Annotated in this window: 17 protein-coding genes and 2 riboswitches; of the genes, 9 read left to right on the forward strand and 8 right to left on the reverse strand. The window is 63.9% G+C overall.

Annotation, left to right across the window (positions count from 1 at the left end; all coding sequences use genetic code 11):
* Positions 1–27 precede the first annotated feature (27 nt).
* From AB7813_RS11630 to AB7813_RS11650, 5 genes are all read left to right on the forward strand, one after another.
* Positions 28–1323: an O-acetylhomoserine aminocarboxypropyltransferase gene (locus AB7813_RS11630; protein ID WP_439083042.1), complete on the forward strand. Its 1296-nt coding sequence runs from the start codon at positions 28–30 to the stop codon at positions 1321–1323.
* A gap of 3 nt (positions 1324–1326) precedes the next feature.
* Complete coding sequence (locus AB7813_RS11635) at positions 1327–2115, forward strand: alpha/beta fold hydrolase (RefSeq protein WP_439083041.1); 789 nt, start codon at positions 1327–1329, stop codon at positions 2113–2115.
* Positions 2116–2161: 46 nt separating this feature from the next.
* A riboswitch (cobalamin riboswitch) is annotated at positions 2162–2365 on the forward strand.
* A 32-nt stretch (positions 2366–2397) separates the two neighbouring features.
* Positions 2398–4338, forward strand: a complete 1941-nt coding sequence (locus tag AB7813_RS11640) for a TonB-dependent receptor plug domain-containing protein (RefSeq protein ID WP_441228092.1) — start codon at positions 2398–2400, stop codon at positions 4336–4338.
* On the forward strand, positions 4332–5357 hold the full coding sequence (locus AB7813_RS11645; RefSeq protein ID WP_439083040.1) for a FecCD family ABC transporter permease: 1026 nt from the start codon (positions 4332–4334) through the stop codon (positions 5355–5357). Before AB7813_RS11640 ends, AB7813_RS11645 begins: the two co-directional genes overlap by 7 nt.
* A complete protein-coding gene (locus AB7813_RS11650) occupies positions 5354–6136 on the forward strand; it encodes an ABC transporter ATP-binding protein (protein WP_439083038.1) in 783 nt (260 codons plus the stop codon). The genes AB7813_RS11645 and AB7813_RS11650 overlap by 4 nt, the downstream gene beginning before the upstream one ends.
* Positions 6137–6148: 12 nt before the next feature.
* On the opposite strand, the gene cobD is transcribed toward AB7813_RS11650, so the two are convergent.
* Positions 6149–7135 (reverse strand): threonine-phosphate decarboxylase CobD, encoded by a 987-nt coding sequence (gene cobD / locus AB7813_RS11655; protein ID WP_439083037.1) that lies wholly within the window; start codon positions 7133–7135, stop codon positions 6149–6151.
* A 9-nt stretch (positions 7136–7144) separates the two neighbouring features.
* Here cobD and AB7813_RS11660 point away from each other — a divergent pair, with 9 nt between their 5' ends.
* Positions 7145–8008 carry an ABC transporter substrate-binding protein gene (locus tag AB7813_RS11660; protein ID WP_439083036.1) on the forward strand — a complete coding sequence of 288 codons (864 nt, stop codon included), beginning with the start codon at positions 7145–7147 and terminating at the stop codon, positions 8006–8008.
* The gene (cbiB, locus tag AB7813_RS11665) at positions 8008–8976 is read left to right on the forward strand and encodes an adenosylcobinamide-phosphate synthase CbiB (protein ID WP_439083034.1); all 969 of its coding nucleotides are present in this window, start codon (positions 8008–8010) and stop codon (positions 8974–8976) included. The genes AB7813_RS11660 and cbiB overlap by 1 nt, the downstream gene beginning before the upstream one ends.
* Here the strand turns inward: cbiB and AB7813_RS11670 are convergent.
* From AB7813_RS11670 to AB7813_RS11695, 6 genes are all read right to left on the reverse strand, one after another.
* Positions 8949–10436: a cobyric acid synthase gene (locus tag AB7813_RS11670; protein ID WP_439083032.1), complete on the reverse strand. Its 1488-nt coding sequence runs from the start codon at positions 10434–10436 to the stop codon at positions 8949–8951. The two genes, cbiB and AB7813_RS11670, sit on opposite strands and share 28 nt — an antisense overlap.
* Before the next feature lie 172 nt (positions 10437–10608).
* Positions 10609–11235, reverse strand: a complete 627-nt coding sequence (gene cobO / locus AB7813_RS11675) for a cob(I)yrinic acid a,c-diamide adenosyltransferase (RefSeq protein ID WP_439083031.1) — start codon at positions 11233–11235, stop codon at positions 10609–10611.
* Positions 11232–14954 carry a cobaltochelatase subunit CobN gene (cobN, locus tag AB7813_RS11680; protein WP_439083030.1) on the reverse strand — a complete coding sequence of 1241 codons (3723 nt, stop codon included), beginning with the start codon at positions 14952–14954 and terminating at the stop codon, positions 11232–11234. Before cobN ends, cobO begins: the two co-directional genes overlap by 4 nt.
* A gap of 15 nt (positions 14955–14969) precedes the next feature.
* Positions 14970–15983, reverse strand: a complete 1014-nt coding sequence (gene cobW, locus AB7813_RS11685; protein ID WP_093756700.1) for a cobalamin biosynthesis protein CobW — start codon at positions 15981–15983, stop codon at positions 14970–14972.
* Positions 15984–16514 carry a bifunctional adenosylcobinamide kinase/adenosylcobinamide-phosphate guanylyltransferase gene (gene cobU, locus AB7813_RS11690; RefSeq protein WP_439083028.1) on the reverse strand — a complete coding sequence of 177 codons (531 nt, stop codon included), beginning with the start codon at positions 16512–16514 and terminating at the stop codon, positions 15984–15986. It lies immediately after the preceding gene.
* Positions 16511–16960, reverse strand: coding sequence for a DUF1636 family protein (locus tag AB7813_RS11695; protein WP_439083027.1), 450 nt, complete (start codon positions 16958–16960; stop codon positions 16511–16513). Before AB7813_RS11695 ends, cobU begins: the two co-directional genes overlap by 4 nt.
* 109 nt (positions 16961–17069) lie before the next feature.
* A riboswitch (cobalamin riboswitch) is annotated at positions 17070–17260 on the reverse strand.
* A 99-nt stretch (positions 17261–17359) separates the two neighbouring features.
* On the opposite strand from AB7813_RS11695, the gene cobT reads away from it, so the two are divergent.
* Positions 17360–18415, forward strand: a complete 1056-nt coding sequence (cobT, locus tag AB7813_RS11700; RefSeq protein WP_439083026.1) for a nicotinate-nucleotide--dimethylbenzimidazole phosphoribosyltransferase — start codon at positions 17360–17362, stop codon at positions 18413–18415.
* Positions 18416–19180: an adenosylcobinamide-GDP ribazoletransferase gene (cobS, locus tag AB7813_RS11705; RefSeq protein ID WP_439083024.1), complete on the forward strand. Its 765-nt coding sequence runs from the start codon at positions 18416–18418 to the stop codon at positions 19178–19180.
* Here cobS and AB7813_RS11710 read toward each other — a convergent pair.
* On the reverse strand, positions 19173–19685 hold the full coding sequence (locus tag AB7813_RS11710; RefSeq protein ID WP_439077913.1) for a tyrosine phosphatase family protein: 513 nt from the start codon (positions 19683–19685) through the stop codon (positions 19173–19175). The two genes, cobS and AB7813_RS11710, sit on opposite strands and share 8 nt — an antisense overlap.
* Positions 19686–19861 lie beyond the last annotated feature (176 nt).

A 19861-nucleotide genomic window follows, 5' to 3' on the forward strand; every position in this document is an offset into this window, starting at 1 on the left:
CAAATTGCGTCCAGGGATGAAATCACCATGCCAGCACCCAAACCGCCTGCTTTCGAAACGCTGAGTCTGCATGCCGGCCAGCATCCGGACGCCATCACCGGCGCGCGGGCCGTGCCGATCTATCAAACCACGTCCTATGTGTTCCAGGACTCGGATCACGCTGCTGCGCTGTTCAATCTCGAACGCGCCGGCCACATCTATACGCGCATTTCAAATCCGACGACGGCGGTGCTGGAAGAGCGACTCGCCGCACTTGAGAACGGCGTCGGCGCGGTGTGCACCGCATCGGGCATGGCGGCGCTGCATCTCGCCATAGCCACACTGCTCAATGCCGGCGATCACATCGTGGCGTCGTCCTCGCTCTATGGCGGCACCATCAACTTGCTGGCCCACACGCTGCCGCGCTTCGGCATCACCACGAGTTTCGTCAAGCCGCGCGATCTCGACGCCTTCAAGGCGGCAATCAAGCCGAACACGAGACTGATCATCGGCGAAACCATCGGCAATCCCGGCCTCGAAGTGCTCGACATTCCCGCTGTCGCCGACATCGCCCATGCCGCGAAGATTCCGCTGCTGATCGACAATACTTTCGCGACGCCATTCCTGTCGCGGCCGATCGAACTCGGCGCCGATATCGTGATGAACTCCGCCACCAAATGGATCGGCGGCCACGGCATCGCTATCGGCGGCGTCATCGTCGATGGCGGCCGCTTCGACTGGCACGCATCCGGCAAATTCCCGCAGCTGACCGAACCCTATGCCGGCTATCACGGCATCGTCTTCGACGAACAGTTCGGCGCTGCCGCCTTCATCATGCGCGCCCGCACCGAGGGCCTGCGCGATTTCGGCGCGTGTCTCTCGCCGACCAATGCATTCCAGCTGCTGCAAGGCGTCGAAACGCTGGGCATTCGCATGGAGCGCCATGTGGCCAACACGCATGCGGTGCTGGCAGCGCTCGCGGCCAACAAGGCGGTCGACTGGGTGCTGCATCCGTCGCTGGAGAACCATCCGGATTACGAACTCGCGAAACGCCTGCTGCCGCGCGGCGCCGGCTCCATCGTCTCGTTTGGTATCAAGGGCGGCCGCAATGCCGGCCGCAAATTCATCGAGGCCCTGAAACTCACCAGCCATCTCGCCAATGTCGGCGACGCCAAGACGCTGGTCATTCATCCTGGCAGCACCACGCATCAGCAGATGGACGCCGAGCAGCTCAAGGCCGCCGGCATCGGCGAGGAGCTGATCCGCCTCTCCATCGGCATCGAAGCCGCCGATGATATCATCGATGACCTCGCGCAGGCGCTGCGCATCTCGCAGAAGGGCTGAGCGATGCAACTCACCGTCAACGGTCACGAGACCTATATCGCGAATGGCGGCCGCACCTTCGATCCATCGCTCCCGGTCGTCGTGATGATCCACGGCGCCGGCTTCGATCACTCGACCTGGGCGCTGCATACGCGCTGGTTCGCGCATCATGGCTTCGCCGTGCTGGCGCCGGATCTGCCCGGCCATGGTCGCTCAAAGGGTGAAGCGCTCACGACCATCGCCGATCTCGCAGACTGGACGGCAGCATTGATCGAGGCTGCAGGCGCAAAGACTGCGCGGCTGATCGGCCATTCCATGGGCTCGCTGATTGCGCTGGAGACCGCAGCGCGGCATCCCGGTAAAGTCACGCGCCTCGACCTGATGGGCACGGCAGGGACGATGACCGTCGGCCCGGATCTGTTGAAGGATGCCGAAGCCAATCAGCATTCCGCTATCGATATGGTGTCGATCTGGGGGCTCGGCTTTCGCGCCGAACTCGGCGGCAGCCTCGCGCCGGGGTTGTGGATGCATAGCGGTGCGCAGCGCGTGCTCGAGGCCACAAAGCCGGGCGTGCTGTTCACCGATCTCAACGCCTGCAATACATACCAGAATGCGCTGACCGCTGCGGGCCAGCTTGAAATCCCGGTCACGCTCATCCTCGGCGAACGGGACATGATGACTCCTGCCAAGGCCGGCAAGACCCTGGCCGCCGCATTGAAAAACGCCCGCACGGTGATTCTGCCCGGCACTGGCCACATGATGATGGTCGAGCGCCCCGACGACGTGCTCGCCGCGCTACAGCACGAGCAATAGAGTCCACAACGCGGTGATGGCTGTTGCACCGCGCGGCGCGCTGTGCTTCCTGTCTGTCGTTATCGGTGCCTCCGCGAGGAGGTGAAACGGGAATGCGGTGCGGGGAAATATCCCCTATGCCGCGGCTGCCCCCGCAACTGTAAGCGGCCATTCCGGGTCCACAAAGCCACTGAATTTGCATCGCAGATTCGGGAAGGCGGACCGGGAGACCACCGCGAGCCAGGAGACCGGCCGGTAACGAGTTTCACACTCGTTCGACGGTGGGTCGACGGAAGGGGTTAAATGACTATCCGGAATTTGGCCGCAGGCACTGCGGCCGTTGTTGTTCTGTCCTGCTCTCACAGTGCTGCGCAGTCCAGTGCCGAGCAGCTCTCCGAAATCGTAGTGACGGCGGACAGAGCACCCGAACAGCTCAATCGCACTGGCAGTTCGATTAGCGTGGTGTCAGGCGAAACCATTGCGACCAGCAATCCCGGCTCGCTGGTCGATGCGCTGCGCACCGTGCCTGGCCTCGATATCAGCGAAAATGGCGGCCCCGGCGGCACCGCGAATGTGCGCCTGCGCGGCGGCAATACCGGCCAGACCCTGGTGATGATCGACGGCATCCGCGTCAACGATCCCACGGCTGCATCGGGCGACTTCGAATTCGCCATGTTCACGCCCTCCGCCATCGAGGTCCTGAAGGGGCCACAGAGCGCGCTCTATGGCTCAGACGCCATGAGCGGCGTGGTCAACATCATCACCAAGAAGGGCTCCGGTCCTGCGCAGGTCAATGTCCGCACGGAAGCCGGCAGCTATGGCACCGTCATGACGCAGGGATCGCTGACCGGATCCAACGGTCCGTGGTCCTATGCCTTCACCGGCGGCGGTCAGCACAGCAACGGTTTCTCGCGTTACGGTTATCGTATCCCTGCCCTCGAAGCACGTTTTCCGAATCTCGAAAACGACAGCTTCGATCGCGTCGGCGGCTCGGCGCGCATCGGCTACGATGCAGGCGAAGGCATCCGGCTTGAGTCAGGCATCGTCCATTCGTTCACGCGCTCGGCCTATGATGCAGCAACGGGAACGCTTCCGGATACGCCGTCAGCGGCGACGCGTCTGCTGCAAACCGTCTATGGACGCGTCGGCATCGATTCATTCGGTGGCATTCTGACTCACAATGTCACCGTGTCGAATACGCACACCGAGCGGATGTTTGACGACGTCAGCTATCGCACCAACAGGTTGCCGGCAAACACCACCGAGAAAATCTCCGATTATGTCGGCAACAGTCTCGGCGCCGAATATCAGGCGACCCTGAAGCTCGGCGCATTCGGCTCCCTCGTCTATGGTGCCAAGACACAGACCGAGACCGCGCAGACCTACAGCACGAATATCTCGCCTGTTGCCGGCCCATTGACGCCGCTGCTAGCCAAACAGCAGGACACCAACTCGATCTTCGCTTTGTGGTCTGTGCCGATCGGTGAACGGCTCAACGTCACGCTCGGCGGCCGGGTCGATGACGTCGTCGACGTTGCCCGCTTCGAGACCTGGCGCGCTACGGCTGCCTACAACATTACAGAAACCGGCACCAAATTCCGCGCCAGCGCTGGCACCGGCGCAAAAGCGCCGACGCTGTTTCAGCTTTACGACACGACCTACGGCAGCAGAAACCTGACGCCGGAAACCAATTTCGGCTATGACGCGGGTATCGACCAGAGCCTCTTCAACGGCCGCGTCGTGCTGTCGGTCACAGGCTTTTCCACCGATTACAGCAATCTGATCAACTTTGTCTCCGATGCGTCCCGCCCGCTCGGCTATTACGTCAACGTCGCCCGCGCCGAGACCAGCGGTCTCGAAGTCGGCGGCAATGTCGATGTCATTCCGGGCTGGGTGAAATTCAACGTAGCCTACACTTACCTTCACGCACAGGATCTCGGCACCGACACCGTGCTGGCACGTCGTCCCAAGAACTTCGCCCGCTTCGCACTCACGATCACGCCCACCGACAAGTGGATGATCGAGCCGCGTGTCACCACGGTGTCGAAGCGCTTCAGCAGTGCCAATCAGGTCGGTCAGGTGGATGCCTATACCCGCGTCGACCTCTATACCGAGTACAAGATCGATGCGAACTGGAAGGTCTTCGCCCGCGGCGAGAACATCCTGAATGAGCATTATCAGGAAGTGCTGAACTTCGGCACCACGGGGCCTGCGGCTTACGCAGGCTTCAACGCCACATGGTGAGCATAGCGCCAGCAGCACGGCGCCGGACGATCGCGACCATCGCGCTCGTCGGCCTCGTCACGCTGCTGGCACTGGGCTCGCTCGGCACGGGACCTGTCAAACTCTCGCCGCTGACGGTGCTCGATGCACTGTTCGGCGGCGGCAGCGACGTGCATCAGATCATCGTGCGTGAAATCCGCCTGCCCCGCGCGATTCTCGCACTTGCCATCGGCGCGATCCTCGGCCTGTCCGGTGCCGCGCTGCAGGGCTTGCTGCGCAATCCCCTCGCCTCGCCGTCGCTGTTCGGCGCGCCGCAATCCGCGGCCTTCGGTGCGGTGCTGATGATCTCGCTCGGTTTGGCCGATGTCCGCTCATGGGCGCTGCCTGTTGCCGGCATCACGATGGCGTTCCTGTCGGTGTTCGTGCTGCTCGGCATCGCCGGCCGCAATGCGGGTCTGCTGTTGCTGATCCTCGCGGGGCTTGCGATCTCAAGTCTAGCAGGTGCTGCGACGGCGCTGGTGATGAACCTGTCGCCCAATCCCTTCGCCGCACTTGAGATCGCCTTCTGGTTGCTCGGCTCGCTGGAAGACCGTAGCTTCCGTCACGTCACCCTGGCGCTTCCGTTCATTGTCGCTGGCGCAATTATCCTGATGAGTCAGCGCTCGGCCTTTCGTGCATTGAGCCTCGGCGAAGAAACCGCACAGAGCCTCGGTGTCCATGTGAGCCGCCTGCGCCTGCTGGTGATCCTCGGCGTCGCGCTCGGCGTTGGCGGCGCTGTCGCGGTCACCGGCACGATCGGCTTCATCGGCCTTATCGCGCCACATCTGATGCGCCCGATCATCGGCCATGATCCCGCGCGACTACTAATTCCGAGCGCGCTGACCGGCTCGGCGCTGTTGCTCGCCGCCGATATCGCCGTGCGCATCATTCCATCGACCACAGACATCAAGGTCGGCGTCCTGACATCGATCATCGGTGTGCCATTCTTCCTCTATCTCATCATGCGCGAGCGGCGCGCTCTGGGCGGAGGCGTCGCATGACCGATCAGGCGCTGCTGACCGCGAGCAATCTGAGCGTCACGCTCTCCGGGCGCGAGGTGCTGCACGATGTCTCGCTCTCGCTACACCGACAGCACCTCGTCGCCCTGGTCGGCCCGAACGGCGCCGGGAAGACGACGCTGCTGCGCGCACTGGCAGGATTGCAATCGTCCACCGGCGCTATCCATGTCGCGGGCCATACACTGGCGTCCTTGTCGCTACGCGAGCGCGCAAAGCGCTTTGGCTATCTGCCGCAAGGTCATGTCGTGCATTGGCCGCTCGACGTAAAGGACGTCGTCGCTCTTGGCCGCTATCCACATGGCGCGACCGATCCGGCGCGGCTGACATCATCGGACAAGGCTGCGGTCGAGCGCGCAATGCTGGCAACAGACATCGTCGCCTTTGCCGATCGGCGTGTGACCGAACTCTCCGGCGGCGAACGCAGCCGCGTCGCGCTCGCCCGCGTCCTCGCTGTCGAGGCGCCGATCGTGCTGGCGGATGAGCCGACCGCATCGCTCGATCCGCGCTACCAGATCGACGTCATGACAAATCTGCGCGATGTCGCTAACAGCGGCGTGCTGGTGATCGTGGTGACGCACGATCTCGGCCTCGCCGCGCGCTTCGCCGATACGGTGCTGGTGATGTCCGACGGGCGCCTCGCTGCGCAGGGCGCGCCGCGACAGGCGCTGTCCGATGACATCGTCGCCAATGTGTTCCGCATCAGCACCTATCGCGCCGAACACCGAAACGAAACGATTATCCTGCCTTGGGCGGGAGTCTGAGCGATGTGGCGGCTATTTCGCCAGCGCAGCACCAAGCCGGTTCAGAGCAGCCGCATCGGGCGGCAAGCCGAACCGCAGCAGCTCATGGCTCCAGTCGAAGTGGCGACACCAGATCTGCTGCCGGGCCAATGCGATATGCCATTTCGAGGCATCGGCACGTCGCGCCAGCCGATACAGCGGCGTGCCGCCGACAATCTCGAAACCGGCATCGGCCAACACGTTGTCGAGCTTGATGCCTTGGGCGACCAGCGCGACGCGAGTCTGTGTGGCCCAGCGCTCGTCGCGCAAAGCGGCCGCGCCGATGACCTGCGCCGGTCCGGAACAGGCCCAGGGGCCGATGGCAGTCGCGATACGCTGCGCGATCAGCGGCGCCGCAAGCGCGAAGCCGAGACGCAGACCCGCAAGGCCGTAGAATTTTCCGAAGGAGCGCAGGATCACCACTGGCAGTGTCGCGCACAGGCCGACAGCGCCGATCGCGGGATCGACATCGGCGAAGGCCTCATCGATCACCAGCCAGCCTCCGCGCCGTTGCAGGATCGCCGCAACATCGGCGAGTTCATCGCGCTTGGCGATCCGCCCATCGGGATTGTTGGGATTGACGATCACCAGATGCCTGGCATGATCCGGCAGCGCGCTAAGGCTGCCGATCACTCCAACCTCATGTCCACCGGCACGCCAAGCCGCGACATGCTCGTTATAGGTCGGCCCGACAATGGCAACGGCGCTGGGCGCCGCGAGATGCGGCAGCCACTGGATCAGAGCCTGCGTACCGGCAGCAGCAACGACATCGACGTTATCGGGCACGTGGTAGGCGCTGCGCGCGGCGGACAACAGCGACTGTTCGTCGGCGCGCGTCGGCAAGCGTTCCCAAAGATGGCTCGGCAGGTTGGCAGGAATGGGCCACGGCCATGGATTGATCCCGGTCGAGAGATCGAGCCATTGGTCCGGCGCGCCGCCGAATTCAGCCATCGCCTGCGTGAGATCGCCACCATGTTTCATGCCTGTGTCATGCCATCATATCGGGCAAAGCGCGAGAGGCTTTGGCCGCTCGCGGCTACGGCACTCGCGCTGCTCGCATGGGCGCCGCTGCAGGCCAGTGCTGCGGAGCAGCCACGCATCGCCTCGATCAATCTCTGCACCGATCAACTGCTCGTCACCCTCGCCGATCCCGAGCAGATTTTGGGCCTCAGCCCCTATGCGCGCGATCCGTTCCGCTCATGGGATAAGGACAAGGCGAAGGCGTTCCGGCTGCTGTCCGGCGAGGCCGAGGACGTGCTGGCGCTGAGGCCGGATGTCGTTGTCGCCGGCCGCTTCACCAAGCGCGCGACCCGCGACCTCCTGAAGGACAAGGGACTGAAGGTCACCGAATTCGATCCGGCCCGCTCGCTCGACGACGTCAAGAAACAGCTCCGCCAGATGGGCGCGCTAGTCAAGCACCCGGAGCGTGCTGAAGCCGAAATCGCGAAACTCGATACTGCTATCGCGCAGGCCCATGTCGCCGTAAACCGCAAGCCGTTGCGCGTGCTGGCGGTGTCGCGGCGCGGCTGGGTGTCCGGCGGCGAAAATCTGACCACATCGTTGCTATCAGCGGTCGGGCTGCGCAATGCCGGCGGCGAGCTCGGCCTCAAGGCTGGCGGCTTCGCCTCCTTGGAGGCGATCGTCACACTGAGGCCCGATCTGCTGCTGGTCACCGACAATACCGATTTCGCCGAAGACGAAGGCCGCGCCTTCCTGCTGCATCCCGCACTGGAGAAATTCTATCCGGCATCGAAGCGACTGGTGCTGCCCGAGCGCCTCACCGCCTGCGGCGGTCCGACCATGGTCGAGGCGCTCGATCGACTGACTACCGAAATCAGTCGCGTGGCGCCCTGATGCTGGTGCATGGCGACGCGCTCCTGCTGGTGGTCGCGGCGCTGCTGCTCGATGCCGTGATCGGCGATCCCGACTGGCTGTGGCGCCGCGCACCGCATCCCGTGGTCTGGATCGGCAACGGCATCGGCTGGCTGGAACACCGGCTCAACCTCGAGAGCTGGTCGCGTCGGCAGCGCAAGCTGGCAGGCGTCGTCACTATCATCGCGCTAGTCAGTGTCGCAATACTTGTCGGCGGACTGCTCACCGATCTTCTCAACGACAACTGGATCGGTTTCGGCGTCGAAGCCCTGATTGCCTCGACGCTGATCGCCCAACGCAGCCTGTATCAGCATGTGGCCCGCGTGCGTCGCGCTTTCACCGAGGGCGGATTGCCTGCGGCGCGACAGGCCGTCGCGATGATCGTCGGCCGCGATCCTGAACGACTCGACGAAGCCGGCGTGGCACGCGCGGCGATCGAATCCACCGCCGAAAATTTCTCCGACGGCATCGTCGCGCCGGTGTTCTGGCTGGCATTGCTCGGATTGCCCGGCCTGATCGCCTACAAGGCCATCAACACGGCCGACTCCATGATCGGCCATCGCAGCACGCGCTATATCGATTTCGGCTGGGCTGCAGCGCGGCTCGACGATCTCGTCAACCTGATCCCGGCGCGCTTGTCGGGAATATTGGTCGCGCTTGCCGCGCCAGTGTCACGCGGATCAATCATCGCGTCATTGAAGATCATGATGCGCGACGCTTCCAAGCATCGTTCGCCCAATGCCGGCTGGCCGGAAAGCGCCATGGCTGGCGCGCTCGGAATCGCGATCGCTGGACCGCGCGTCTATGCCGAGGGCGCCGTCAACGATCCCTATCTCAATGCCGAAGGCCGAACCGCAGCGCCTGACGACATCGGCCGGGCACTTCACGTGTTCGTCGCAGCCTGCGTCCTGCAGGCGGCGATCTATGCTGCGCTGGCGCTGCTGCTGTGACGGCTGCGGGCAATCTCGATCAGCCGATCGATATCGAGATGCTTTTCGCAATGGTCAGCGAGCGCATCGAGCGCGGCTTCAATCTGCGCATCATAGGCCAGAGACGAGGCAATGCCGAGATTGGCCAGCCATGCCTTGCGGAAGCTATCGCCGGTGAACAGCCCATGGACATAAGTGCCCTGCACCCGTCCATCGACGGACGCAGCACCATCAGGTCGTCCATCGATCATCAGCAGCGGCCGCGCGCAGTCGTCACCCTCGCTGCGACCGAGATGAATTTCGTAGCCTTCGATTGCGGCGCCAGTCGCACAATGCGTACCGGTGACCAGCGTCGTGGATTTATCCGCGCTCATCAGCGTCGCGATATCGAGCAGGCCGAGCCCTTCCACAGTGCCTGGTGAACCATCGACGCCATCGGGATCGGCGATCGTACGGCCGAGCATCTGGTAGCCTCCGCACAGGCCGAGCACATGACCACCGCGGCGCACATGCGCCTTGATGTCGATGTCCCAGCCCTGCGCACGCAGGAAGGCGAGATCGCCGATAGTAGATTTACTGCCGGGAATGATGATCACGTCGGCATTGCCCGGAATGGCTTCGCCCGGCCTGATGAAGACAAGCTTCACGCCGGGCTCCATGCCAAGCGGATCGAGATCGTCGAAATTGGCGATCCGCGCCAGCACCGGCACGGCGATGATGCGGGTCGATGACGAGGCATGGGTGCGATCGAGATCGACGGCGTCTTCGGCGGGCAGGAACGCCGCCTGCGGCAGCCAGGGCAACACACCGATGGATGGCCACCCCGTCAGCCGCGTGATCGCCCTGAGGCCGTTGTCGAACAGGCTGGGATCGCCGCGAAACTTGTTGACGATGAAGCCGTGGATGCGCGCACGTTCTTCCGGCTCCAGCACCAGATGCGTGCCGGCGAGGCTCGCAATGACGCCGCCGCGATCGATGTCGCCGGCGAGCACTACGGGAATGTTGGCCGCGGCAGCAAAACCCATATTGGCGATGTCGCCGGCGCGCAGATTGATCTCGGCCGGGCTGCCGGCACCCTCGATGAGGACGATGTCCGCCTGATCGGCCAGCAGCGAGAAACTTTCAAGCACCGCCGGTAGGAGTGCAGCTTTCTTCTCCAGATAGTTCTTCGCCCGCAGCGTGCCCCAGCGCTTGCCCTGAACGATCACCTGGGCGCCGGTGTCCGTCTCCGGCTTCAGCAGCACCGGATTCATGTGGACACTTGGCGGCAACCTGGCGGCCCGCGCCTGCACCGCCTGCGCGCGGCCGATCTCGCCGCCATCGACCGCGACAGCAGCATTGTTCGACATGTTCTGCGGCTTGAACGGTGCCACCTTCAAGCCACGCCGCACCAGTGCCCGCGCGAGGCCAGCGACAATCGTCGACTTCCCGGCATTGGAGCCGGTCGCCTGGATCATCAACGCGGGCGTGGTGAGGTTCATGCTGCGCTCCAGCCTCTCAGCATGTCATCCCCGCGAAGGCGGGGATCCATAAACACATCAGAGATAAGTGATCGCCGCAGCAACTGCTCTGCCGTTTCCATTGCTCCGACAGGGGCTATGGATCCCCGCCTTCGCGGGGATGACAGATGGAGAGGTCCTGCGTGCTCAAGGTTCAAAACTCGATGCCCTTCTGACCTTTGATGCCGGCGCGGAACGGATGCTTGATCAGCGTCATCTCGGTAACCAGATCGGCCATCTCGATCAGCTCGGGCTTGGCGTTCCGGCCGGTGATGACCACGTGCTTGTCGGCCGGCTTCTCGTCGCGCAGGAAGGTCAGGACTTCATTGAGGTCGAGATAGTCGTAGCGCAGCACGATGTTCAGTTCGTCGAGCAGCACCAGACGATGGCGGTCATCGCGGATCATCTCCTTGGCGCGCTCCCAGCCCGCGGTCGCGGCAGCAATGTCGCGTTCGCGGTCCTGCGTGATCCAGGTGAAGCCCTCGCCCATAATGTGCAGCGTGACGAGATCCGGGAAGGTCTTCAGCAGCCGCGCTTCGCCAGTGTCCCATTCCGGCGACTTGGTGAACTGCACAATGCCGACGGGATAGCCATGACCGATATGGCGGAACACCATGCCCAGCGCTGCCGAGGTCTTGCCCTTGCCGGTTCCGGTATGGACGATCAACAGGCCTTTCTCGCCGACCTTGGTCGCCATGATTTTGTCCTTAGCGGCCTTGTGCTTGGCCGCCTTGATCTTGTGGCGGGCATTTTCTTCATCGTCGCGGGCCAGTTCGGTCATGCGATTTCCTTTGCGATCTCTTTGTGTGCCTGCGGCAGAAGTTCGGCGATCAGATCGGCCGCGCGATTGGAGCGCGGCGTCCACAGATCCCGGCGGATGGCTTCGGCAAAACGCGCAGCCGTCTCGCGCAGCGCCGCGGGATTGGCAGACGCCATAAAGCTGCGAACCTCGTCATTTTCCAGATAGGAGGCGAACAGCTGATCGAAATGGTGATTGGCGACTGCATTTGTGGAGGCCGCGAAACCGAACAGATAATCAACCGTGGCCGCGATCTCGAATGCGCCTTTGTAGCCATGACGCATCACGCCGGCGATCCATTTCGGATTGGCGCCGCGGCCGCGCACCACCCGCGAGATCTCATGCGCCAGCGGCCGGGCAATCGGCGCTTCGGGGCGCGACGTATCGATATGGGCGATGCGCGGCGCCGAGCCACGCAGCGCCTGCACCGTCGCCGCGAGGCCGCCGATGAACTGGTAATAGTCGTCGGAATCCAGAATGTCGTGCTCGCGATTGTCCTGCGCCTGCGCGACGAGATCGACGCCCCTCAGCCGTTCGGCGAATTCGCCTCGCACGTCCTCGCCATCGGTTCCACCGCCATAGGCATAGCCGCCCCAATCGAGATAGACCTCGGAAATGTCGGCACGATTGCTCCAGCCGCCTTCATCCATCAGCGCCTGCAGCCCCGCGCCATAGGCGCCGGGCTTGGAGCCGAACACACGGCGCGTGGCCTGTCGGCGCGCAATCTCGCAGGTCATGCCGCCGGCTTCGAGCGTGCGGGTGCGGGCGCGGACATTGGCCGCGATGGGATTGGCCTCATCGGGCTCATCGAGCTCGGCCACCGCGCTCACAGCAGAGCCGATGATGTCCATCTGGGTCGGGAACGCATCGCGGAACAGGCCGGAGACACGGAAGGTCACATCCACGCGTGGGCGTTTCAGTTCCGACAGCGGAGTGATCGCAAAGCCCGTGACGCGGCCCGAGGTTTCCTCCCACAACGGCCGTGCGCCGATCAGCGCCAATGCCTGCGCGACATCGTCACCGCCGGTGCGCATATTGGCCGTGCCCCAGGCCGACAGCGCAATCGCGCGCGGCCATTCGCCGGCCTCCTGCCAATAGCTCTCAACCAGCCGTTCGGCCGCCAGCTGTCCGATGCGCCAGGCTGATGGCGTCGGCACCGCGCGGACGTCGACGGCGAAGAAGTTACGTCCGGTCGGCAGCACATCGGGGCGCCCGCGCGTCGGCGCGCCAGACGGGCCAGGCCGCACGAATTGACCGTCGAGTCCTCCGAGGAATGCGGCCGTCTCCGCGCCACCGCAGGCATCGATGGCGGGTCGCAGTTTCGTAGTGATCCAGCCGAGCACATCGGTGGCGCGCGTCCAGGTGGGATCGCAGGGCAGCTCGCCGGAGACCAATTGCAGCGCCAGCCCTTCGATCCGTTCGACGGTGTCACCTGTGGTGCGCCACACTGCATCGCTGACATCGGCAAGAACGCCGGGGCGCGGGCCGAGATAATCATTGGCCATATCGCGGGTGAGCGGATCGAACGCACCAAGCCCGAGATCGGCAGCTAGTGCGCGATGCAGTGACGCATCCTGCGGCTTGATGTCCGAGCGCGGTAGGCGCGCGATGGACACAAGGAGATCATTGCGCTGCGCGTCCTCGGGCACGCGGCCAAAGATGTGCAATCCGTCGCGGATCTGCATTTCCTTGAGATCGCACAGATGGGCGTCGAGCGCGCGCAGCGCCTCGCCCGTCGGCGTGTCGCGGGTGACATTGACGTCGGCATCAATCTGCTGCGCGCGGGCGAGCGACAGGATGTCTTCGGCGATCACGGCAGCGCGCTTGGGATCGAGATCGGTCGCCATGGCATATTCGTCGACCAAGTTCTCCAGCCGCGCCAGATCGTCGTGCAATTCGGCCCGCGTCATCGGTGGCGTTAGGTGATCGATGATCACGGCGGAGGTGCGGCGCTTGGCCTGAATACCCTCGCCGGGATCGTTGACGATGAACGGATAGAGATGCGGCAGCGGACCGAGTACGGCATCGGGCAGACAATCGGCCGACAGACCGGCGCTTTTCCCCGGCAGCCATTCGAGATTGCCGTGTTTGCCGAGATGCACCACTGCATGGGTGTCAAAGCCACGGCGCAGCCAGAGATAAAATGCGAGATAGTGATGCGGCGGTACCAGATCGGGGTCGTGATAGGTGCTCTTGGGATCGATATTGTAACCGCGTGCCGGCTGCACACCGACGGTGATATTGCCGAAACGATGCAGGCCGAGACGGAAGGCACCATCGACCACATGCGGATCGTTCTCAGCTTTGCCCCAGCGTGACTCAATAGCAAGCCGCACATTGGTCGGCAGCGTCGCAAAGGCCGCGTTATAATCAGCTAACGGCCAAGTCACGCCACCGCTTCGCTCGGCGCGACCGGCAAGCGCATTCGTTGGACCTTGTTGCAACAGCTGCATCATGGCGGTCGTCGTGTCAGGTGCGTCACCAGTGCCGTAGCCGGCTTCGCACATCGCGGCGATCACATCGATCAGGCTCTGCGGCGTATCGAGGCCGACGCCATTGGCGAGACGACCATCGCGATTTGGATAGTTCGCAAGGATCAGCGCGACGCGACGTTCGCACGCCGCAGCGCGGCGCAAGCGCACCCAGGCGCGCGCCAGATCGGCGGTCGCATCAATCCGATCCTGCACCGGCTGCAATGTTGTCGGCGCAAAGCCGCCGTCGCTGGCGCCACGTTCCTTGAAGGCGATGGCGTTGGCGAAGATGCGGCCATCGACTTCCGGCAACACCACATGCATCGCCAGATCGCGCGGCGTCAGGCCGCGAGTAGAGGCTTCCCAGCTGGCGCGCGAGATGCCGGCCTGCGCGACCTGCAGAATCGGACAGCCTGACGCCGACAACACGCCGGCATCGTCATGCGCGGTCGCAGTGGCGAAGGCCGTCGCGTTAATGATGATATCGGGCGGATAGGCCGCAAGCGCGGCGCGCAGGAAAGCCGCGGAGCGCTCATCCTTCAGGCTGGTCACATAGAGGCAGACGGTGTTGAGGCCGCGCGCGTCGAGCGACAGACGTAATGCATCAATTGCCGCAGTATCGCCGCCGGCCACCAGTGCGCGGTAGAAGATCACAATCGCATTCGGCCGGTTATCCCCCGCGGGTTCACCCGGCCAGAAGCCGGCCGAAGGCATCGGCCGCGCAACAGGCGGCTCCTCACCATGGCCGATCAGATGTGCGGCATAGCGCAGTGCCAGCTGCGCGTTGTCGACGCCGCCCTCGCTGCAATAGCGCCACAGCGCGTGCGTTTCATCGCTGCTGACAGTGCCGTGCGCGGCCAGCTCGGCATTCCAGTCCATCTCGCCGGGCAGGCAGGCGAATTTGGCGCCGCGGCTCAGCGCATCGCTGCGCAGGCTTTCGACGCCATGCGGCCAATAGCTGATACCGCCGAGCATGCGCAGCACCACGATCTTCGCCTCAGCCAGCGTGCGCTCGACATAGAGATCGACCGACGCGGGATGACCGAGCGCCAGCATGTTGGTGAAGCGCACGCTGGGAAAGTCGCCCGGCAGCATCGCATGTGCGGCGCCGAACGCCGCCAGATCGCTGTCCGCCGCCGACAGCACGACGATATCGGCGGTGTCCTGCCCGAGATCGCGGGCGACGTCGCCGTCGTCAATGCTGCCGGAGGTATCGAGCTTCAGATGCATGCGGGTGAACCTGCGTTACCCGGCGAGTGCCTTTCGCACGGCGTCGCCGTCGAATCCCTTGAGGCCGATGACCACCAGATGCTCGGCCTGCATCACGTCTGGCCGGGCGAAGGCGAGTTCAACGCGAGCGCCGACGGCCTGCACCACGATCGGCGCGGGCTTGTCCGTAATGCGTGCATGACCCTTCACGCGCAGCACGCCGTCGAGGCCAAGCGCGTCACTGATGCGTGCACGCATCGCGTCGATGCTCGCAGCAGCGGTGGGTTTGACGACGATGCTGTCGAAGTCGTCATGGTCGTGTTCTTCTTCCTCGCCGTGATGACCGACGCGGGCAGCCATATCGTCCTCGGCGGCGGCATTGAGGCCGATCAGCACCGATGGCGCGAGATCGCCCTTGGAGCGCACGATGCTCACGCCGGGACGCAGCACGGCTTTGAGCTTGGTCTCAATCTCGGCGAGTTTTTCCGGAGCGACGAGATCGCTCTTCGACAAAACCACCAGATCAGCGCAAGCGAGCTGGTCCTCGAACACTTCCTCGATTGGGTCGTCGTGTTCGATGCCTTCGTCCTTGGCGCGCTGTTCGGCAACAGCGTCTTCGTCCAGCGTGACACGGCCTTCAGAGAGCGCCAGTGCGTCGACGACAGTGACGACGCCATCGACAGTGGCGCGAGTCTTCACCGCCGGCCAGGCAAAGGCCTTCAACAGCGGCTGCGGCAGCGCGAGGCCGGAGGTCTCGATGACGATGGCATCGAGCGGACGCTCGCGCGACAGCAGCTTATCCATGGTCGGCACGAAGTCGTCGGCGACGGTGCAGCAGATGCAGCCATTGGTAAGCTCGACGATATCGCCGGGCGCACAGGCTTTTGCCGCGCATTCCTCGACCAGACCGCCATCGAAACCGGCATCGCCGAACTCATTGACGATCACGGCGATGCGGCGGCCATCGGCCTGGGTCAGCAGCGAGCGCAGCAGCGTGGTCTTGCCGGCGCCGAGAAATCCGGTGAGGACGGTGACGGGAACGCGGGACATTCAATTCTCCTGGGAACGCTTGAGCCAGAGCGGAAGCCCGGCGGCAATGAAAGCAACATTCGGCACGGCGGCCGCGATGATTTGGTTGAGCCGCCCCTGCGCATCGCGAAAAGCGCGTCCGAGTGGCGTCTCCGGCACGAGACCGAGGCCGACTTCGTTGGACACGAACACGATCGGATAGCGCGAGACATCGAGAAAACGCACGAGGCGCTTCGCTTCAATCTCTGGATCGCGCTCGGCCAACATCAGGTTCGACAGCCACAGTGTCAGGCAATCCACCAGCACGACGCGCCCCACCGTCGCCTCGCGCGTCAGCGCATCGACAAGCGCCAGCGGCTCTTCCAAGGTGATCCAGCTTTCTCCGCGCTGCCTGCGATGCTGCGCGATGCGGGCGTGCATCTCGTCATCGCCGGCCGTTGCCGTGGCCAGATAGATTTTCGTCAGGCCTATACCATCGACCAGTTTCTCGGCGAAGGACGACTTGCCGGAGCGCGCGCCGCCCAGCACCAACGTGGTGGAGGCCGCGGTCATTTCGGAGCACGTCCGTCTTCGGGTGACCAGCGCAATGGCGGCACGCGCGCGACCATACCCTTGCGCAACACCTCGGCGCGTTCCCGCCACGGTACAAGACCGTAGTCGGCCTTCTGATAGGACTCCACGAAAGACACCAGCGCCGCGCTGCCGCTGTCGGTCTGCAGATCGCCGAACAGGAACGTGTAGCCATCGGGACTCGTCACCGCGACCGTCGCCGGCCGTTTGCAGACGCTGAGACACTGCACCGGACGCACTATCACAGTAGCATCCCCATTGCCGAGCGCGGCCTTCACGGCATCGAACATGTCCGGCCCGACGATCGTGCCGGTTTCGGCAGCCTTGCAGCTGATGCACACGCTCACGACAACGGGACCAGCCGGCACAGGGCGCGGCGGTTCGACCGAAATTTGTTCGCCAGAGATATCGGCGCTGTCGTGATCCATCACATGCTCAGTTCATGCCCTCACGGGCCTACGAGCTTTGTTGGATCGCGCCGACAGCATGGCCGTCGGTTCGCTCCCGTCCGGTGCACCCCGCCCCGACGACGCCTCCAAAGCACAGTTCGTGATGGCAGGTCTCCTGGCTTGCGAGTCATAGCCTGTTGCCGCCTTCCCAAGAATTCTGAAGAATTCCCAGTGGCACCGGCGCGGGCTCGTCGCTTACAGTTGCGGGGGCAGCGCCGGCCTCAAACCGGCTTCCCTATTCACCTTCCACGCGGAAGGACCATCGCAAAAGACGCTATCTGCCGGGTGCGCCGGGGTCAACCGCGCCGACGGACTGTCGCCCGGACCTGTTGACCTTGTAGGTCGTCTTGCGTCAGTTAGGCCGCGAAAAGGAACCCTATGCCCGCTTATTCCCAGTCCTTGTGGCAGCCGCCCGCCATTGCGCCTGTTGATCCGCAGATCGCGGCAGGCATCCGCGCCGTCATCGACGGCAAGGCCAAACCGCCGGGATCGCTGGGGAGAATCGAGGACCTGGCGCTGCAGCTCGGCATGATCCGGCATCCGGGCGAGCCCCGCGGCGACAATGCCGTGCTGCTGGTCTTCGCGGGGGATCACGGACTCGTAGCCGAAGGCGTGTCGCAATATCCGTCGGCGGTCACGGTCGCGATGGTGATGACCTATCTGGCCGGCCGCGCCACGGCCAATGCTTTCGCCGCGGCCAATGACATCGGTGTGCGCGTGATCGACATCGGCGTCGCCGCCGAGCTGCCGGTGCACCCGAAGCTGGTCGATGCAAAGGTTCGCGTGGGTACGGCGAATGCCGCGCGCGAGCCAGCGATGACGGCAGAGCACGCGACGGATGCGCTGACGCGCGGCTTCAGAATCGCCGTCGGTGAGATCAAGGCCGGCGCAGACATCATCGCGCTCGGCGAGATGGGAATTGGCAACACGGCCTCCTCGGCACTGGTGGTTCATCGACTCGCACCGGCACCCCTGGATGATTGTATCGGCGTTGGCGCCGGGCAGGATGATGCCGGCATGGCGCGCAAGCGCGCGGCGATCACGAAGGCGGCAGCGCGCAGCGACGCAACTGCGCCACTGGATGTGCTGGCCCAATTCGGCGGATTGGAAATCGCTGGCATGGCCGGAGCGATCCTCGGCGCAGCTTCGCAACGGCGGCCGGTGATCATCGACGGCTTCATCTCCAGCGCCGCGGCACTGCTCGCCGTTCGTCTGTGCCCGGCTGCACGCGGCTACTGCGTCTTCGCACATCGTTCGGCTGAACGCGGCCACGACATGGTGCTCAATGCGCTCGATGCCCAGCCGCTACTCGATCTCGGCTTGCGGCTCGGTGAAGGCACCGGCGCGCTGCTTGCGGTGCCGCTGGTCCGTGCTGCCGCGCGCATGCTGACCGACGTTGCGAGCCTCGACGACGTGCTGGCCGGAAAGATCTAGATGAGGCTGGATCCGCATCTTTTGAATGCGATCCGTTTCCTGACGGTGCTGCCGGTACCGGCAACTGGCGACGCGCAGGATGCTGACTGGCTTGCGCGTGCAATGAAGTATTTTCCGATGGTCGGCGCCGGCATCGGTGCTGCATCCGCAATCGTGTTTCTCGTTGCCGGCGAATTCTGGTCACCGCTGATTTCCGCCCTGCTGGCAATCACGGCAAGCATCGCTCTGACCAGCGCGCTGCATGAAGACGGCCTTGCCGATACGGCCGACAGTTTCGGCGGAGGCTGGACCGTCGAGAAGCGCCTCGCGATCATGAAGGACAGCCGCATCGGCACTTACGGGGCGCTGGCACTCGGCCTCGGCGTGGCGCTGCGCATCGCGGCGCTCGCCATATTGCCGCTGTGGGCAGGTGCGGCAGCGCTGATCGCCGTCCACGCCGCAGCGCGCGCCATGCCGGCCTTCGTGATGAACCGCCTGCCCTATAGCGGCGATACCAGTGCGATGAAGGTCACTTACGCCGAGGCGCCCGTGCGATTTAAGGAATCGTTGTTTGCACTTGGTGTGGTTGTGCTTGCAGCAATCCCGCTTGCGCTCGTCTCGGTCGCATCGCTTTTTGCGGGTCTTCTGCTCGGCGCAGCGCTCGCCGCACTGCTCGCACTCTGGTCGCGTCGCCTGATCGGTGGTTACACCGGCGACGTGCTCGGTGCCGTCGAGCAACTCTTCGAGATCGGATTTCTTCTCGGCGTTGCGGCCCTGATCAGATAGGCCAGTTCAACGGCAATCGATAAGGCTCACCTTCAAAAGCGTCCGCACCGCGGCCGATGCGTGCGATGGCTTCGACCATGCGGCCGTCGCGACCAAGCTGTTCGTCGGCCAATTGCACCATCAATTTGTTCGGCGTCACATAAGGCGAACGTTTGCGTAGTTCATCTGCAATCGCCGTCTCATAGCCAGGATTGCGATCGCAGGCGATGGCGTAAGCGGCGGCGCTGGAACGGCTGATACCGGCCCAGCAGTGAATGAGCATCGGGCGGTCAGCGATGCTGCCGCGGCCGAATTGAAGAATGGCATCCACGACGTCGGCATCGGGCGCGATCAGGTCCGGCGTTGCTTCGACGATATCGTGAAAGGTCAGCTCCACATGCCGCTCACGCGCCAACCCGCTCCAGTCGCGCTCGCTCGCGGCGGGCGACAGAAGGGTCAGCAGATCGAAGGACGGCAGTGAGTTTGCCACAGCAGCAAGGCCTCCGAGCGAGCTCACATAGATCATTCGAACACCCTGCTCGCTGTTGTCATGTTCTTCCTCTCACCCACGGCGAATGGACCTTCTTCAACCTCATGCCGCTGCGATGTCGCTGACGCAAGGTCGGTTTCTTAATACCACCCCCGACCTTTTCGCACCTGCACCATCGCAAACAGAAGAAAATACACCAATCAGAACAATTG

The organism is Tardiphaga sp. 20_F10_N6_6 (genome assembly GCF_052076045.1).
GTDB lineage: Bacteria > Pseudomonadota > Alphaproteobacteria > Rhizobiales > Xanthobacteraceae > Tardiphaga > Tardiphaga robiniae.

Bases quoted from the DNA above. Each gene is read 5' to 3' on its own strand.
- AB7813_RS11695 (WP_439083027.1), bottom strand. From the start codon at position 16,960: ATGGATCACGACAGCGCCGATATCTCTGGCGAACAAATTTCGGTCGAA.
- cobU (WP_439083028.1), bottom strand. From the start codon at position 16,514: ATGACCGCGGCCTCCACCACGTTGGTGCTGGGCGGCGCGCGCTCCGGC.
- cobS (WP_439083024.1), top strand. From the start codon at position 18,416: ATGAGGCTGGATCCGCATCTTTTGAATGCGATCCGTTTCCTGACGGTG.
- cobT (WP_439083026.1), top strand. From the start codon at position 17,360: ATGCCCGCTTATTCCCAGTCCTTGTGGCAGCCGCCCGCCATTGCGCCT.
- cobW (WP_093756700.1), bottom strand. From the start codon at position 15,983: ATGTCCCGCGTTCCCGTCACCGTCCTCACCGGATTTCTCGGCGCCGGC.
- AB7813_RS11650 (WP_439083038.1), top strand. From the start codon at position 5,354: ATGACCGATCAGGCGCTGCTGACCGCGAGCAATCTGAGCGTCACGCTC.
- cobO (WP_439083031.1), bottom strand. From the start codon at position 11,235: ATGACCGAACTGGCCCGCGACGATGAAGAAAATGCCCGCCACAAGATC.
- cobN (WP_439083030.1), bottom strand. From the start codon at position 14,954: ATGCATCTGAAGCTCGATACCTCCGGCAGCATTGACGACGGCGACGTC.
- AB7813_RS11645 (WP_439083040.1), top strand. From the start codon at position 4,332: ATGGTGAGCATAGCGCCAGCAGCACGGCGCCGGACGATCGCGACCATC.
- AB7813_RS11630 (WP_439083042.1), top strand. From the start codon at position 28: ATGCCAGCACCCAAACCGCCTGCTTTCGAAACGCTGAGTCTGCATGCC.
- AB7813_RS11710 (WP_439077913.1), bottom strand. From the start codon at position 19,685: ATGATCTATGTGAGCTCGCTCGGAGGCCTTGCTGCTGTGGCAAACTCA.
- AB7813_RS11640 (WP_441228092.1), top strand. From the start codon at position 2,398: ATGACTATCCGGAATTTGGCCGCAGGCACTGCGGCCGTTGTTGTTCTG.
- cbiB (WP_439083034.1), top strand. From the start codon at position 8,008: ATGCTGGTGCATGGCGACGCGCTCCTGCTGGTGGTCGCGGCGCTGCTG.
- cobD (WP_439083037.1), bottom strand. From the start codon at position 7,135: ATGAAACATGGTGGCGATCTCACGCAGGCGATGGCTGAATTCGGCGGC.
- AB7813_RS11635 (WP_439083041.1), top strand. From the start codon at position 1,327: ATGCAACTCACCGTCAACGGTCACGAGACCTATATCGCGAATGGCGGC.
- AB7813_RS11660 (WP_439083036.1), top strand. From the start codon at position 7,145: ATGCCATCATATCGGGCAAAGCGCGAGAGGCTTTGGCCGCTCGCGGCT.
- AB7813_RS11670 (WP_439083032.1), bottom strand. From the start codon at position 10,436: ATGAACCTCACCACGCCCGCGTTGATGATCCAGGCGACCGGCTCCAAT.